This is a genomic window from Streptomyces litchfieldiae (assembly GCF_031845365.1).
GTDB lineage: Bacteria > Actinomycetota > Actinomycetes > Streptomycetales > Streptomycetaceae > Streptomyces > Streptomyces litchfieldiae.
In genome coordinates, this window is sequence record NZ_JAVREL010000019.1 from 65,284 (window position 1) to 79,398 (window position 14,115).

14 protein-coding genes and 1 pseudogene are annotated in these 14,115 nt (G+C 71.4%); 6 read left to right on the top strand and 9 right to left on the bottom strand.

All coding sequences use genetic code 11. The features are described from left to right. Nucleotides 1–46 precede the first annotated feature (46 nt). Together RM590_RS27195 and RM590_RS27200 are read left to right on the top strand one after the other, a co-directional pair. Nucleotides 47–280, top strand: coding sequence for a hypothetical protein (locus tag RM590_RS27195; RefSeq protein ID WP_311707365.1), 234 nt, complete (start codon nucleotides 47–49; stop codon nucleotides 278–280). Beyond that, on the top strand, nucleotides 277–681 hold the full coding sequence (locus RM590_RS27200; protein ID WP_311707366.1) for a PIN domain-containing protein: 405 nt from the start codon (nucleotides 277–279) through the stop codon (nucleotides 679–681). The genes RM590_RS27195 and RM590_RS27200 overlap by 4 nt, the downstream gene beginning before the upstream one ends. A 16-nt stretch (nucleotides 682–697) precedes the next feature. Here the strand turns inward: RM590_RS27200 and RM590_RS27205 are convergent, their stop codons facing one another. The 8 genes from RM590_RS27205 to RM590_RS27240 all read right to left on the bottom strand — a co-directional run bounded on the left by RM590_RS27205 (nucleotide 698) and on the right by RM590_RS27240 (nucleotide 10,245). Continuing rightward, nucleotides 698–1,834, bottom strand: a complete 1,137-nt coding sequence (locus RM590_RS27205) for an aldose epimerase family protein (protein ID WP_311707367.1) — start codon at nucleotides 1,832–1,834, stop codon at nucleotides 698–700. A gap of 121 nt (nucleotides 1,835–1,955) precedes the next feature. Next, nucleotides 1,956–3,185 carry a multiple monosaccharide ABC transporter permease gene (mmsB, locus tag RM590_RS27210; protein ID WP_311707368.1) on the bottom strand — a complete coding sequence of 410 codons (1,230 nt, stop codon included), beginning with the start codon at nucleotides 3,183–3,185 and terminating at the stop codon, nucleotides 1,956–1,958. Between the two features lies 1 nt (nucleotide 3,186). After that, nucleotides 3,187–4,746, bottom strand: a complete 1,560-nt coding sequence (mmsA, locus tag RM590_RS27215) for a multiple monosaccharide ABC transporter ATP-binding protein (protein ID WP_311707369.1) — start codon at nucleotides 4,744–4,746, stop codon at nucleotides 3,187–3,189. A 26-nt stretch (nucleotides 4,747–4,772) separates the two neighbouring features. After that, nucleotides 4,773–5,876, bottom strand: coding sequence for a multiple monosaccharide ABC transporter substrate-binding protein (gene chvE, locus RM590_RS27220; RefSeq protein ID WP_311707370.1), 1,104 nt, complete (start codon nucleotides 5,874–5,876; stop codon nucleotides 4,773–4,775). Nucleotides 5,877–5,892: 16 nt separating this feature from the next. Further along, on the bottom strand, nucleotides 5,893–6,921 hold the full coding sequence (locus tag RM590_RS27225; RefSeq protein WP_311707371.1) for a hypothetical protein: 1,029 nt from the start codon (nucleotides 6,919–6,921) through the stop codon (nucleotides 5,893–5,895). 86 nt (nucleotides 6,922–7,007) lie between these two features. After that, a complete protein-coding gene (locus tag RM590_RS27230) occupies nucleotides 7,008–8,027 on the bottom strand; it encodes a zinc-dependent alcohol dehydrogenase (protein ID WP_311707372.1) in 1,020 nt (339 codons plus the stop codon). After that, a complete protein-coding gene (locus RM590_RS27235; RefSeq protein ID WP_311707373.1) occupies nucleotides 8,024–9,190 on the bottom strand; it encodes a mandelate racemase/muconate lactonizing enzyme family protein in 1,167 nt (388 codons plus the stop codon). Before RM590_RS27235 ends, RM590_RS27230 begins: the two co-directional genes overlap by 4 nt. 134 nt (nucleotides 9,191–9,324) lie before the next feature. Continuing rightward, the gene (locus RM590_RS27240) at nucleotides 9,325–10,245 is read right to left on the bottom strand and encodes an SGNH/GDSL hydrolase family protein (RefSeq protein WP_311707374.1); all 921 of its coding nucleotides are present in this window, start codon (nucleotides 10,243–10,245) and stop codon (nucleotides 9,325–9,327) included. A gap of 235 nt (nucleotides 10,246–10,480) precedes the next feature. On the opposite strand from RM590_RS27240, the gene RM590_RS27245 reads away from it, so the two are divergent. After that, nucleotides 10,481–10,975: a DUF3145 domain-containing protein gene (locus tag RM590_RS27245; RefSeq protein WP_311707375.1), complete on the top strand. Its 495-nt coding sequence runs from the start codon at nucleotides 10,481–10,483 to the stop codon at nucleotides 10,973–10,975. Between the two features lie 23 nt (nucleotides 10,976–10,998). Beyond that, complete coding sequence (locus RM590_RS27250; protein ID WP_311707376.1) at nucleotides 10,999–11,877, top strand: NAD(P)-dependent oxidoreductase; 879 nt, start codon at nucleotides 10,999–11,001, stop codon at nucleotides 11,875–11,877. 134 nt (nucleotides 11,878–12,011) lie between these two features. On the opposite strand, the gene RM590_RS27255 is transcribed toward RM590_RS27250, so the two are convergent. Beyond that, nucleotides 12,012–12,632, bottom strand: coding sequence for a TetR/AcrR family transcriptional regulator (locus RM590_RS27255; RefSeq protein ID WP_311707377.1), 621 nt, complete (start codon nucleotides 12,630–12,632; stop codon nucleotides 12,012–12,014). A 45-nt stretch (nucleotides 12,633–12,677) separates the two neighbouring features. Between RM590_RS27255 and RM590_RS27260 the strand changes: the two genes are divergently transcribed. Continuing rightward, the gene (locus RM590_RS27260; protein ID WP_311707378.1) at nucleotides 12,678–13,610 is read left to right on the top strand and encodes a beta-ketoacyl-ACP synthase III; all 933 of its coding nucleotides are present in this window, start codon (nucleotides 12,678–12,680) and stop codon (nucleotides 13,608–13,610) included. 91 nt (nucleotides 13,611–13,701) lie between these two features. Beyond that, a pseudogene (locus RM590_RS27265) lies at nucleotides 13,702–14,106 on the top strand (Ada metal-binding domain-containing protein); the annotation flags it as partial. Nucleotides 14,107–14,115 lie beyond the last annotated feature (9 nt).

The following is a 14,115-nucleotide window of genomic DNA, read 5'->3' on the forward strand; positions in this document are numbered from 1 at the left end:
ACCGCGCGGGCTGGCGATCACCACGCGCCCCGGGTAATACTGGGGTATGACCATGCGGAAGACGGCGATCTCCCTGCCGGAGGAGCAGCTCCGGCGTTTGAAGGCCGCGGAGGCGGCCGGCCGCATCCCGAGCGTGTCCGGCCATATCCAGGAGCTGCTGCGGCGCGACGAGGAGCTGGCCGAGGTCGGCGAGACCCTGCGCCGGCTGTTCGGGGACGAGACGCCGGGCGCCGAGCACGTCAAGTGGGCGGAGCGCGCGCTCGGTCTCGACGCCGCGTGACGGCCGACGCCATAGGCGGTCGCATTCTCGACACCTCGGCGCTGATCGCCGCCGCCCGCGGGGACCTGTACATGCGGGCCCTGCTGGCCACCGCGCACGAGCACGTCATCCCGCTGCTCGCCCCGGCCACGGCGGTGTCCGACGCGGCGGTGGACCTGCATCCGCACGGCCGGGACGCGCTCACCGCCATCCTGCGGTTCCCGCTGGTCACGTTCGCGCCGCTGGACGAGTCGCACGCCGTCGGCTCCGGCATCCTGCGGTCCGCCCACCGCCCGGCCGGCCTCACCCCGGGCCATGTCGCCTATCTCGCGGCGGCCCGCCAGTGGCCGGTGATCACCATGACCCCCGAGCCACTGCGGGCCCTCTACCCGTCGATCGCCATCGAGCTGCTGCCGGGGTAGCCGCGGTCGCCTTCGCTCAGCGGGCCGCGAACGAGTGGACGGTGGTGGAGCGGTACGTCTGCCCCGGACGCAGGACGGTGCTGGGGAAGTCCGGCTGGTTGGGGGAGTCCGGGAAGTGCTGCGTCTCCAGGCACAGGCCGTCGCCCTGGCGGTAGACCCGCCCGGAGGTGCCGGTGAGGGTGCCGTCGAGGAAGTTGCCGCTGTAGAACTGGAGGCCCGGCTCGGTGGTGTCGATGGTCATCAGCCGCCCGGACGCCGGGTCGTAGAGGGTGGCCGCCCGCTCGGGCCGGCCGGTGATGCCCTTGTCGAGAACGAAGTTGTGGTCGAACCCCTGGCCGCGGATGAGCTGTTCGTGGCCCTCGCGAATGTCCCTGCCGATGGGCTTGGCACGGCGGAAGTCGAACGGGGTGCCGGCGACCCGCGCCAGCTCGCCGGTGGGGATGAGCGTCGCGTCCACGGGGGTGTAGCGGCCGGCGCCCAGGCTGAGCCGGTGGTCGTAGATGCCGCCGCTGCCCTCCCCGGCGAGGTTGAAGTAGATGTGGCTGGTGAGGTTGACCACGGTGGGCGCGTCGGTGGTGGCCTCGTAGTCGATGCGGAAGTCGCCGCTGTCGGTCAGCGTGTAGTCGACCCGGACGTCCAGCGTGCCCGGGTAGCCCATCTCGCCGTCCTGGCTGGTGTAGCGCAGGGTGAGCCCGGCCGGGCCGTTGGGGGTGACGTCCCAGACCCGCTTGTCGAACCCGGCGTCGCCGCCGTGCAGGCTGTTCTGGCCGTCGTTGAGCGGGAGTTGGTACTCGGTGCCGTCCAGGGTGAAGCGCCCGCGCGCGATGCGGTTGCCGTAACGGCCGATCAGCGCGCCGAAGTACGGCGAGTCGGTGACGTACGGGTCGATGCGGTCGAAGCCGAGGGAGACGTTGGCCCGCCGCCCGGCGCGGTCCGGGATCTCCAGCGACTGCACGATGCCGCCGTAGCTGAGGACCTTCAGGCGCGTGCCGCCGCGCGCCAGGGTCCAGCGGGATATCTCGGTGCCGTCGGCGAGCTGTCCGAACGGCTCGCTCCGCGGCGCGCCGCCCGAGGCGGCGGCGCTGCCGACGGTGGCGGCGGTCAGCCCGGCCGCCGCGGCCGTGGCGATCACGGTTCTGCGTGAGGTGGACATGGAGCGGCTCCTTGGATGGGGGGATGAGAGGGAACGAACGGGGCCGGCCCGTGGGCACCCGGGGCACGGGTACCCACGAATGCCCACGGGCCGGCGCGGCGCGGAGCGGAGCGGAGACCGGTCAGGAGCGGCCGGCCAGACCCCGTCGCTTGTTCCAGACGTCGAAGGCCACGGCGACGAGCAGCACCAGGCCCTTGATCACCTGCTGCCAGTCCTCACCGATCTTCAGCAACTGCATGCCGTTGTCCAGCACGCCCAGGACGAGGCCGCCGATGACCGCGCCCAGGACGGTGCCCACCCCGCCGCTCATCGAGGCGCCGCCGATGAACGACGCGGCGATGGCCTCCAGTTCGAAGAGGTTGCCGGCGCCGGTGGTGGCGGTGCCGGTGCGGGCGGTGAACACACAGCCGGCCAGGGCGGACAGCACGCCCATGTTGATGAAGACGGCCATGGTGACGCGCCGGTCCTTCACGCCGGACAGCTGCGCGGCCGGCCGGTTGCCGCCCAGCGCGTAGACGTGCCGGCCGATGACGGAGTTGCGCATCACGAAGCCCAGCAGCACCATCAGCCCGCCCAGGATGAGCAGGACGACGGGCGCGCCGCGGTAGCTGGCCAGGGTGAGCGAGAACGCCATGACCGCGGCGACGATGGCGGCGCACTTGAGCGCGAACAGGTTGAACGGCAGCACGTTCAAGTCGTATTCACGCTGCTGGGCACGGCGCCGCCACTCCTGGAGGACGACGACGGCGCAGACGGCGATGCCGAGCAGGAGGGTGAGGTTGTGATAGTTGGTGTCCGGCCCGACCTCGGGGAGGAAGCCCTGGTTGATGTCCTGGAAGCCCTGGGGCAGGCCGGACCAGGTGCGGCCCTCCAGCAGGATGCGGGTGGCGCCCCGGAAGAGGAGCATGCCGGCCAGGGTGACGATGAACGATGGCAGGCCCACATAGGCGATCCAGAAGCCCTGCCAGGCGCCGATGACGGCGCCGATGAGCAGCGCGATGGTGAGGGCGAGCTGCCAGGGCATGTCGTGTTCGAGCATCATCACCGCGGCGGCGGCGCCGGAGAAGCCGGCTATCGACCCGACGGACAGGTCGATATGGCCGTTGATGATGACGATCATCATCCCGATCGCCAGGATCAGGATGTAGCCGTTCTGGTTGATGATGTTGCTGACGTTGCGCGGCAGCAGCACGTCGCCGCCGGTCCAGATCTGGAAGACGATCAGCAGCGCGGCCAGCGCGATCAGCATTCCGTACTGCCGCATGTTGGTGCGCAGGGCGTTGCGCACCAGGGCGGCCGGGCCCGGTTTGGTGGCCGGGCCCTTTTTGGTGGCGGGGGTGGCCTGGGTCATGTCAACGTTCCTCGTCTGAATACGCGGCGTCCATTCCGGTCATGAGCCGCATGAGAGCTTCCTGAGTGGCCTCGGCGCGGTCCAGTACGCCGGTGAGGCGGCCGGCGGACATGGTGGCGATCCGGTCGCACACGCCCAGGAGTTCGGACAGTTCGGAGGAGATGAACACGACGGCCTTGCCCTCGGCGGCGAGCCGGTCGATGACGGTGTAGATCTCCGACTTGGCGCCGACGTCGATGCCCCGGGTCGGCTCGTCCAGGATCAGCACCTCGGGCTCGGTGTTGATCCAGTTGGACAGCACGACCTTCTGCTGGTTACCGCCGGAGAGCCGTCCGACCTGCTCGAAGACGGTGGGCGTCTTGATGTTCATCGACGTGCGGAACCGCTCCGCGACCCGGGTCTCGGCGTGCTCGTCCACCACCCCGCGCCTGGCCAGCCTGGGCAGGCCGGCCATGGAGATGTTGCGGCTGATGGTGTCGATCAGGTTGAGACCGTAGGTCTTGCGGTCCTCGGTGACGTACGCGATCCCGTTCTCGATCGCGTCCGCGACCGTGCGGGTGGAGACCGGCCGGCCGTGCACGGAGACGGATCCGCGCTCGAACCGGCCCCAGGACCGCCCGAAGACGCTCATGGCCAGCTCGGTGCGGCCGGCGCCCATCAGCCCGGCCAGGCCCAGGATCTCGCCGTGCCGCACCTCGAACGACACCGAGTCGACGACGCGGCGCTCGGTGTCCAGCGGGTGGCGGACCGTCCAGTCGGTCACCGACAGGGCGACCTGCCCGGCCCGTTCACCCCGGTAGGGAGTGCGTTCGGGGTAGTACTGGGTCAGCTCGCGCCCGACCATGGCGCGGATGATGCGGTCCTCCGGGACCGAGGCCGGCAGGGTCTCCACCGTGCGCCCGTCCCGCAGGATCGTCACCGAATCCGCGATCTCGCGGACCTCGTTCAGCTTGTGCGAGATGAGGATGCAGGCAATCCCCTGGTCCCGCAGCTCGCCGATGAGCTCCAGCAGCTTGCGGCTGTCCTCGTCGTTCAGCGCCGCGGTCGGCTCGTCCAGGATCAGCAGCCGCACCTGCTTCGCCAACGCCTTGGCGATCTCCACCAGTTGCTGCTTGCCGACGCCGAGACCCGCGACCGGGGTCTGCGGATGCTCGCCCCCGAGACCGACCCGCCGCATCAGCCGCTCGGTCTCCCGCAGCGTCGCGGACCAGTCGATGATCCCGCCGCGGCCGGTCCGTTCGTTGCCCAGGAAGAGGTTCTCCGCGATCGACAGATGCGGGATCAGCGCCAGTTCCTGATGGATGATGACGATCCCGCGCCGCTCGCTGGCCCGGATGTCCTTGAACGCGCACGGCTGCCCCTCGAAGAGGATCTCCCCGTCGTAGGTGCCGTGCGGGTGCACGCCGCTGAGGATCTTCATCAGCGTGGACTTGCCCGCGCCGTTCTCCCCGCAGACGGCGTGCACCTCCCCGGCGCGCACGGACATGCTCACCCCGTCCAGGGCGCGCACGCCGGGGAAGGACTTTCCGATGCCCCGCATCTCCAGTACGTGTTGCTCCATGGCACACACTCCCTATCCGGGCCCTGCTAGCCCAGCTCCTCCTGGGTGTAGAAGCCCTCGTCGACGAGCAGCTCCCAGTTGGAGGCGTCGATGCTGACCGGCTCCAGCAGGTAGGACGGCACGACCTTGACGCCGTTGTCGTACGACTCGGTGTCGTTGGCCTCGCACTCCTGGCCGCCCAGCAGCGCGTCGCTCATCGCGACCGCCTGCTCGGCCAGCAGGCGGAAGTCCTTGTAGACGGTCTGCGTCTGCTCCCCGGCGACGATCGACTGGACCGACGCCACCTCGGCGTCCTGCCCGGTCACCACGGGGAACGGCTGCGCCTCGGTGCCGTAGCCGACGCCCTTCACCGACGCGAGGATGCCCAGCGAGATGCCGTCGTAGGGCGAGAGGACCGCGTCCAGCCGCTCGGTGCGGTAGTCGGCGGTCAGCAGGTCGTCCATCCGGTCCTGCGCCTCGGAGCCCGACCACTGCTGCGTGGTGACCGCGCTCTGCTCGGTCTGCCCGGAACGCACGACCAACTGCCCGCTGTCCAGGTAGGGCTGGAGAACGCTCATCGCGCCCTCGAAGAAGTAACGGGTGTTGTTGTCATCGGGGGAACCGGCGAACAGCTCGATATTGAACGACTCGTCGGGGTTCTCCTCCAGGGCCAGCGCATCGACGATGTACTGGGCCTGGAGCTGGCCGACCTGCTCGTTGTCAAACGTGGCGTAACAGTCGACGTGCTCGGACTCCATCAGCAGCCGGTCGTAGGCGACCACCGGAATGTTCGCGTCGGCCGCCTGCTGGAGCACGTTGCCCAGCGAGGCGCCGTCGATCGCGGCGATCACCAGCAGGTCCACGCCCTGCGCGATCATGTTCTCGATCTGGCTGATCTGGTTCTCGATCTGGTCCTCGCCGTACTGCAAGTCCGTGTCGTAACCCGCCTGTTCAAACTGCTCCACCATGTTCTCGCCGTCCGCTATCCAGCGCTCGGAAGACCTGGTGGGCATGGCTATGCCGATCGTGCCGCCCTCTTCATCGGGGTCCCTCTCTTCGCCACCCCCGCTGTCCTGGCCACAGGCGGCCAGGGACAGGGCGAGAACGGCGGCCACGGCGGTGGCGCGTGCTGCGGCTCGTGCAGGAGACATGACGGGTCACGTCCTTTCAGACAGATGGAACCTCTTCTGGGCCGGTGCTGCCGGTGGTTCCGGCGTTACCGGTCGTGCTGTCGGTGACGGTGAATCGGTGCAACTGGCCGGGAAGCCGGGAGCCGAGCGGCGACATGCCGGTGTCGGCGCCCAGGCGGGCCAGAAGATCAAGGGCCAGACGCCCGCGGCGGACGCGCTCCCGGGCGGTGTCCAGGGTGACGTCGCGCATGTGGGCGCCGAAGGGGTAGATGCCGGGCGCCTTGCTGAGCCCGAACTTGAGGTAGATCGGGGCGCCGCGGCGGATCAGCTCGGCGATCTCGTACATCCGGACATAGCCGCCCAGGTCGTCGGGGGCCTCCAGGTAGAAGTCCAGCGGCACCCGGCTGACCCGGCGGATCTCGGTGAGGTGGTCCAGGGTCAGGTCCGAGGGGATGTTCACGGAGTCGGCGCCCAGCCGCTCGTGCACGGCCACGGCCGCCGGGTTCACCGGGCCGATCAGCGCGGAGACCTTGATCGTCGTGTCGGCCGGCAGCGTGCCCTCGGCGCGCAACTGGTGCAGCAGCCACAGCACGCCCTCGTCGGCCACCAGCAGGCAGCGCACGCCGAGCTCGGTGGCGCGCAGGGCGTCCTCCACACAGCCGGCCACCGCGCCGTGGCCCCGGGCGCGCAGCCCGGCGCCGCCGGACAGGGTGCGGGTCGAGGCGCCTATGTCCCAGGTGCCGCGCGGACCGGTGAACAGGCACAGCTCCGTGCCCGCCTGGGCGCACGCGTCGACCATCTCGGTGATCTCCGCGTCGGTGAGCATCCACACGCCGCTGCCCTGGCTGATGCGGTGGATCGGCACGCCGAGCTGGGCGGCCTCCTTGAGAACGGTGGTCAGCGCCTCGGGGCCCTCGACCGAGGGGATCTCGGTGCGCCAGGTCCCGCCGTCGGGGAAGGTGTGCGGTGAGGCGTCGGCGGGGTCGTCCACCGGCGCTGCGTAGCCGAGCGAGGCCAGGGCGGTGTCGCCCGGGCGGCGGGGATGGGCGGGGGCGGACTCAGACACGATGCTCCATTGTTCGCGGTGGTTCGATATCTCGTATGCGGTTCGGTTCGGCAGCCGGCGGGCAGCGGTCGGCGGGCGTTCGTCCCCTAGGGCTTCAGCAGGACCTTGCCCACTTCCGGGTCTCCGCTACCGACCAGTCGCACGGCTTCTCCGAACGATTCCAGCGGTAGCTGATGCGTGATCAGCGCCGCCGGCCGCAGGAGGCCGTGGTTGAAGGCGTGGGTGGCGTACGCCCAGGCGCTCGGAGGGGCGCCGAAGACGCTCGCGATCGTCAACTGGCTCACGGACAGGTGCACGGGGTCGATGCCGTGCGCGCCCGGCTCCGGCATGCCGGTGAGCACGACGCGCCCGCCCCGGCGGGCCAGCAGACAGGAGTCGCGCGCGGTGCCGGGCGCGCCGGCGGTCTCCACCACCAGGTCGTAGCGGCCGTGCAGTTCCTTGGCCTCGGCCGGGTCCGCGGCGCGGCCGGCGCCGAGGTCCAGGGCCTGCCGGCGCGGCCGGTCCCGGGGGTCGACGGCCAGCAGCTCGGCGGGGGTGGAGGCGGCCAGGAACTGGACGGCGAGCAGCCCCAGCGTGCCGGCGCCGACCACGGCGACCCGTTCCCCGGGGCGCGGCGCGGCGCGCAGCACGGCCGCCGCCACCACCGCCGCCGGCTCCAGCAGCGCGGCGGCGGTCAGGTTGGCGTCGTCGTCCAGCAGGTGCAGCAGTCGCGCGGGGAGCACCAGGTGGTCGGCGAACGCGCCGGGCCGGGTGAAGCCGGTCTCCTCGTAGCCCGCGGTGCACAGGCTGGTCTCGCCGGACCGGCAGCGTTCGCACGTCTGGCAGGCGCGGAAGCCCTCGCCGACGCATTTGCGGCCCACCAGCGCGGGGTCCACGCCGGGCCCGGCCGCCGCCACGGTGCCGGACCACTCGTGCCCGGGCACCACGGGGTAGCGGACATAGCCGTCGGCCCGGGTCCCGTCGTACACCTCGCGGTCGCTGGCGCACACCCCGGCGGCGTGCACGGCCACGCGCACCTCGCCGGGCCCCGGCTCGGGCGGCGCGCCGGCGGCGGCCAGCCGGAACGTGCCGGGGCGCTCGACGACGATGCTCCGCGCGGCGGTCATCGGCCGGCCGACCCTTCCCGCTTCTCCCAGCCCTCGGCCCACAGGTCGAACCGGGCGCGCTGCTGCGGGAACTCGGCCGCGGCCTCGGTGTTCAGCTCGACACCGAGCCCGGGCGCCTCGGAGAGCGTGAAGTAGCCGTCGACGACCTGCGGGGCGCCGTCGACGACCTTCTTGATGTCGGCGTCGGCGAAGTCGTTGAAGTGCTCCAGGATCTTGAAGTTCGGCGTGCAGCCGGCGAGCTGGAGGCTGGCGGCGGTGAGCACCGAGCCGCCGACGTTGTGCGGGGCGACCAGGACGTAGTGCGTCTCGGCGGTGGCGGCGAGCTTGCGCATCTCGCCGATGCCGCCGATGTGCCCGAGGTCGGGCTGGATGATGTCGGCGGCCTGCGACTCGAAGAGCTCGCGGAACTCTATGCGGTCGTGGATGCGCTCGCCGGTGGCGATGGGCAGCGTGGTCTTCTCGGCGACCTTCGCCAGGGCCTTGAGGTTCTCCGGCGGCACCGGCTCCTCCAGCCAGGACGGCTGGAACCGCTCCATCTCCTTGGCCAGCCGGATCGCGGTCGCCGGCGAGAACCGGCCGTGCATCTCCAGCAGCAGCTCGGTCTCCGGGCCGATGGCGTCCCGGACGGCCTCCACCAGCGACAGGGAACGCAGCGTCTCGGCGTGGTCGAGCTCGAAGCTGCCGGTGCCGAACGGGTCGAACTTCAGCGCGCGGTAGCCGCGCTCGATGACCTTCTTGGCTGCCTCGTGGAACGCCTCGGGGGTGCGCTCGACGGTGTACCAGCCGTTGGCGTACGCCTTGACCCGGTTGTCGGAGGCGTTCGCCCGGCCGCCGAGGAGCTGCCAGACGGGGACGCCGAGCGCCTTGCCCTTGATGTCCCAGCAGGCCATCTCGATGCAGGCGATGCCCGACATGACGATCTCGCCGGCCCGTCCGTAGTCGCCGTACTTCATCCGGCGCACCAGGTCCTCGACGGCGAACGGGTCGGAGCCGGAGATGTGGTTCGCCTCGGCCTCGCGCAGGTACCCGAGGAGGGCGTCGGTGTGACCGAGCATGCGCGTCTCGCCGACGCCGGTCAGTCCCTCGTCGGTGTGGACCTGCACATAGGTGAGGTTCCGCCACGGGGTACCGACGACATGCGTACTGATTCCGGTGATGCGCACGGGGGCCAACCCTCCACGTCTGTTCGAGATTTCGTCAGTCGTTCGAAATGCTGACGAGAACGTAATGAGCGTGGCCTCACCCTGTCAATGGTTACGCCAGTCGGGGCCCCTTGGGAACCCCGCGTGCCGGGGAGCTACTCGGCCATCGTGACCTGCTCATAGGCCAGCGCCGCCAGCGTGGACTGGCCCTCGCGGCTCGGGTGGAACCAGTCGTAGTCGCTGAGGTGGTGGGTGGTGAAGTCGTACTCGAACACCGCGCCCCCGTCGTAGCGGCACAGCGCGTCCTCGCCGCACACGTCGGCCAGCACCTCGTTGTACTCCGTGACCCGCTCGCGCACCGCCTCGCGCCGCTCGGCCGCGTCCGTCGAGTCGTCGCCCGCGTCGCTGAGCATCGAGGGGCAGATGTTCGCCATCTGCCACACCGCGCGGGCCATCAGCGACTCGCTGCCCTCCGACCACAGCCGCATCAGGTCCGGCACGCTGGACACATACACCTGTGTCTCCGGCAACTCGCCGCGGATGATGTCCATCGTCTCGGTGAAGTCTGCCCGGAAGTCCGCCGCGCTGGTCATCGACCCCAGATCGGACGCGCAGGCGTCGTTGCCCCCGATGAGGACCGTCACCAACTGCGGCTCATGGGCGACCGCCTCCCGGGCCTGGGCCGGCAGATCGGCGACGGTGGCGCCCGACTCCGCCAGGTTCCACGAGTGGCGCTCCGCCTCGGGGCCGTCGCCCAGTAACTGCTGGGCCAGGCTCGCCACCGACGCGTCGGTGCCGGTGGCCCAGGACGCCTCCGGACAGTCCGCGAGCAGCGAACAGGCGTCGAAGGCGCGGGTGATGGAGTCCCCGATGGCGGCGATCGACTCCGGGCTGGTGTCCCACTCGGGCGCCGCCTCGGCCTGTGGCCCGGCGTCCCCGGCGCCGCCCGACTCCGGGGAACCGCCGGCCGTGGCCCCGGCGGCGTCCGGGGCGGAGTCACCGGAGGAGGAAGTGCATGCGGCGAGCAGGGCGACGGCGGCGATCGGCAGGGCGAGGGTGCGGCGGCTGACCGGCATTCAGCTTCCTTGTGTCTCTGTCGTCACGGACCGGGGGCGGTAGCTTGGGTCCAGGCAAGCGGCGGCGCGGTGATGTGCGCCCGAGACAAGAGTAAAAGATGACCTCACGTCACACGCTGTCCAATTTGCCGAGAAAAGGTATGAATGCTGTTTACTGTTCGTTGTGCGGTATCGGGGTCACAGGGGGCGCCTTGAGGATCGCAGCGGGCGCAGGCTGGGAAGAGTGGAGGTCCCGATGACGACACGTGGTGTTCTGTATGTGCACTCCGCCCCGCGCGCCCTGTGTCCGCACATCGAATGGGCCGTGGCCGGGGTCCTGGGCGCCCGGGTCGGCCTGGACTGGACCAGACAGCCCGCCTCGCCGGGCACCTGGCGCTCCGAGCTCTCCTGGCAGGGCGAGGCCGCCACCGCCTCCAAGCTCGCCTCCGCGCTGCGCGGCTGGCATCTGCTGCGGTTCGAGGTCACCTCCGAGCCGTCGACGGCCACCGAGGGCGAGCGCTATAGCTGCACCCCCGAGCTCGGCATCTACCACGCCGTCACCGGCATCCACGGCGACATCATGATTCCCGAGGACCGGCTGCGCGCCGCCGCGGCGCGGGCCGCGCGCGGCGAGAGCGACCTCCAGGCCGAGATCGCCCGGCTGCTGGGGAAGCCGTGGGACGACGAGCTGGAGCCGTTCCGGCACGCCGGGGAGGGCGCGCCGGTGCGCTGGCTGCACCAGGTGGTGTAGGGCCCGGCGTCTACCGTTCGAGCATGACGAATCAGACTTCCGTGGGGGTTCTTGGCACCGGCATCATGGGCGCGGCCATGGCGCGCAACCTGTGCCGGGCCGGTCTGGACGTCCGGGTGTGGAACCGCACCCGGGCCAGGGCCGAGCCGCTGGCCGAGGAGGGCGCCCGGGTCTGCGACGAGCCGGCCGAGGCGGTGGACGGCGCGGACGTGGTGCTGACGATCCTGTTCGACAGCGCCGCCACGCTGGCCGCGATGCGGGCCGCGGCGCCCGGGCTGGCGGCGGGGGCGGTGTGGTTGCAGTGCACGACCGCCGGACTGGACGGGCTGCCGCCGCTGGCCGGCTTCGCCGGGGACCAGGGGCTGCTTTTCGTGGACGCGCCCGTGCTCGGCACCCGGCAGCCCGCCGAGGCCGGGCAGTTGACGGTGCTGGCCGCCGGGCCGGCCGAGGCCCGCGCGACCGCCGCGCCGGTGCTGGACGCGATCGGCGCGCGCACCGTGTGGACCGGCGAGGAGCCGGGGGCGGCGACCCGGCTGAAGCTCGTCTGCAACAGTTGGGTGCTGGCCGTCACGCACGGCGTGGCCGAGGCGCTGGCCCTTTCGCACGGACTGGGCGTGGATCCCCAGGACTTCCTCGACGCGGTGGCCGGCGGGCCGCTGGACATGGGGTATCTGCGCGCCAAGTCCGCGCTGATCCGGTCCGGGGAGCCGACGCCCAGCTTCACGGTGGACACGGCGGAGAAGGACACCCGGCTGATCGTCGCCGCGGGCGACGCGGCCGGGGTCCGGCTGGACGTCGCGGCGGCGGGAGCGGAACGTTTCCGCCGCGCCGCGGAACTGGGGCACGGCGGGGAGGACATGGTGGCGTCGTACTACGCGAGCTTCCCGCTGGCCGCGGACTGAGCCACCCCCGAGCGCTGCGCGCCCGGGATTTCCCCACCCGCCCGCCCTTTCAAGGGCGGGCGGGTGGGGAAGAACAACGGCGCGGCCCGCTGGGGAGAACAACGGCGTATGCCGTGCGGGGAGTTGAGGCCAGGTCAGGCCGGTGGCGCGGCGGGGTCACGGGGGAGCAGGCGGGTGATGGCCGTTTGGGCTCGGGTGATGGCCCGGGTGTCGGTGTGCAGTTGGATCGTGTGGTTCAGACTCATCATCACGCCGTACAGCTCGAACACCAACTGCTCCGCGTTCGTCCCGTCCGGCAGCTCGCCGTTCCGCACGGCCGTGCGGACCTCCGCCGTGAGGCGGCGGTTCCAGGCGCGGAACTGGCGCTGGAGCAGGGCGCGGACCGGACCCGTGCGGCCGTCCTGTTCGAAGGTGGAGCTGACGAACAGACAGCCGCCGGGGAAAATCCCGCCGGTCAGATACGAGATCCACGCCGCGCACACCGCTCGCAGCCGGGGCAGGCCGGGAGGCGCGGACGCCGCGGGGTGCCAGACCTCGCGGTTGAAGATGACCGCCGCCCGCTGCATGGCGGCCAGTTGCAGGGCCTGCTTGGTGCCGAAGTGGCCGAGCAGGCCCGACTTGCTGATGCCCAGATCCGCCGCGAGACGGCCGATCGTCAATCCTTCGAGCCCTTCCAGGGAGGCCAGGTCCAGACCGCGTTCGATGATCCGCTCGCGTGTGCGGCGGGCCTCGGCGGCGGAGTGGCGGGGACTCATGGCACCCACTATAGAGTCCGACCGATCGGTCGCTATATTGCCTCCATGACGCGAATCTCCGCACTCGGTCACCACCAGCCCGAGCACGTGATGACGAACGACGACCTCGGCAAGCTGGTGGACACCAGCGACGAGTGGATCAAGAAGCGCACGGGCATCGCCGCCCGGCGCATTGCCCGCGACGAGTCCGTCACCGACCTGGCCGCGGCGGCGGCCGGGAAGGCGCTCGCCGCCGCCGGGGTCGGGCCCGACGCCATCGGCCAGGTGATCGTCGCCACGTGCAGCGCCATCGACCGGGTGCCGTCCATCGCCGCCCAGGTCGCCGGGCGGCTCGGCATACCGTCCGCCGTCACCTTCGACCTCAACAACGGCTGTGCCGGCTTCACCACCGCCCTGGCCACCGCCGACCACACCGTGCGGGCCGGCGCCGCGCGGCACGCGCTCGTCGTGGGCGCCGAGAAGATGTCGGACGTCACCGACTGGACGGACCGCAGCAGTTGTGTGCTGCTCGGCGACGGCGCGGGCGCCGCCGTGGTCAGCGCCGCCGAGGAGGACCACATCGGGCCGGTCGTGTGGGGCTCCGACCCCAGCCGCGGCAAGACGGTGCGGATGCTGGACGCCTGGCAGCCGCGTTTCTCGCAGGACGGGCAGAGCGTCTTCCGCTGGGCCACCACCGAGCTGGCGCCGTTCGCCCGCCAGGCGTGCGAGCGCGCCGGGATCGAGCCCGGCGAGCTGGGCGGCATCGTCACCCACCAGGCCAATCTGCGCATCATCGAGTCGCTGGTCCGCCAGATCGGCGCCCCGCAGGCCGTGGTCGCCCAGGACGTGGTGCAGTCCGGCAACACCTCCGCGGCGTCCGTGCCGCTGGCCCTGGCGAAGCTGGTCGAACGCCGCGAGATCCCGGCCGGTGCCCCGGTGCTCCTCTTCGCGTTCGGCGGCGGACTGTCCTGGGCCGGACAGGTCGTGCGCTGCCCCTGACCCGGGGATCGGCGACGTCCCGGGACCGGCCGGAATCACCTGGTCCGATCACCGCCAGACGGCGGCGCGGAGCGGGGGCAAGAATGCGCGGGTGCTCGATTTCGATACCTGCTACCGGGCGATGGCCAGTCGCGACGAGCGCTTCGACGGGGACTTCCTCGTCGCCGTGACGACCACCGGTGTCTACTGCCGTCCCGTCTGCGGCTCGCGCACCCCGAGGCCGGAGAACGTCCGCTTCTACCGCGTGGCCGCGGCGGCGGAGGCGGCAGGCTTCCGGGCCTGCCGCCGCTGCCGCCCCGAGGTCGCGCCGTCGTCCCGGGAGTGGAACGTCCGCGGGGATCTCGTGGCCCGCGCGCTGCGGCTGATCGCGAGCGGGGCCGTCGACACCATCGGGGTGGGGGGCGTGGCCTGACAGCTCGCGGTGAGCGAGCGCCATCTGCACCGGCAACTGGTCGCGGAAGTCGGAGTGGGGCCGCTCGCCCTGGCCGTGAACCGGGCGCGCCCG

Coding starts and splice junctions, on each gene's coding strand:
- RM590_RS27260 (WP_311707378.1), top strand. CDS start 12,678: ATGACGCGAATCTCCGCACTCGGTCACCACCAGCCCGAGCACGTGATG.
- RM590_RS27255 (WP_311707377.1), bottom strand. CDS start 12,632: ATGAGTCCCCGCCACTCCGCCGCCGAGGCCCGCCGCACACGCGAGCGG.
- RM590_RS27245 (WP_311707375.1), top strand. CDS start 10,481: ATGACGACACGTGGTGTTCTGTATGTGCACTCCGCCCCGCGCGCCCTG.
- mmsB (WP_311707368.1), bottom strand. CDS start 3,185: ATGACCCAGGCCACCCCCGCCACCAAAAAGGGCCCGGCCACCAAACCG.
- RM590_RS27240 (WP_311707374.1), bottom strand. CDS start 10,245: ATGCCGGTCAGCCGCCGCACCCTCGCCCTGCCGATCGCCGCCGTCGCC.
- RM590_RS27230 (WP_311707372.1), bottom strand. CDS start 8,027: ATGACCGCCGCGCGGAGCATCGTCGTCGAGCGCCCCGGCACGTTCCGG.
- chvE (WP_311707370.1), bottom strand. CDS start 5,876: ATGTCTCCTGCACGAGCCGCAGCACGCGCCACCGCCGTGGCCGCCGTT.
- RM590_RS27250 (WP_311707376.1), top strand. CDS start 10,999: ATGACGAATCAGACTTCCGTGGGGGTTCTTGGCACCGGCATCATGGGC.
- RM590_RS27195 (WP_311707365.1), top strand. CDS start 47: ATGACCATGCGGAAGACGGCGATCTCCCTGCCGGAGGAGCAGCTCCGG.
- mmsA (WP_311707369.1), bottom strand. CDS start 4,746: ATGGAGCAACACGTACTGGAGATGCGGGGCATCGGAAAGTCCTTCCCC.
- RM590_RS27205 (WP_311707367.1), bottom strand. CDS start 1,834: ATGTCCACCTCACGCAGAACCGTGATCGCCACGGCCGCGGCGGCCGGG.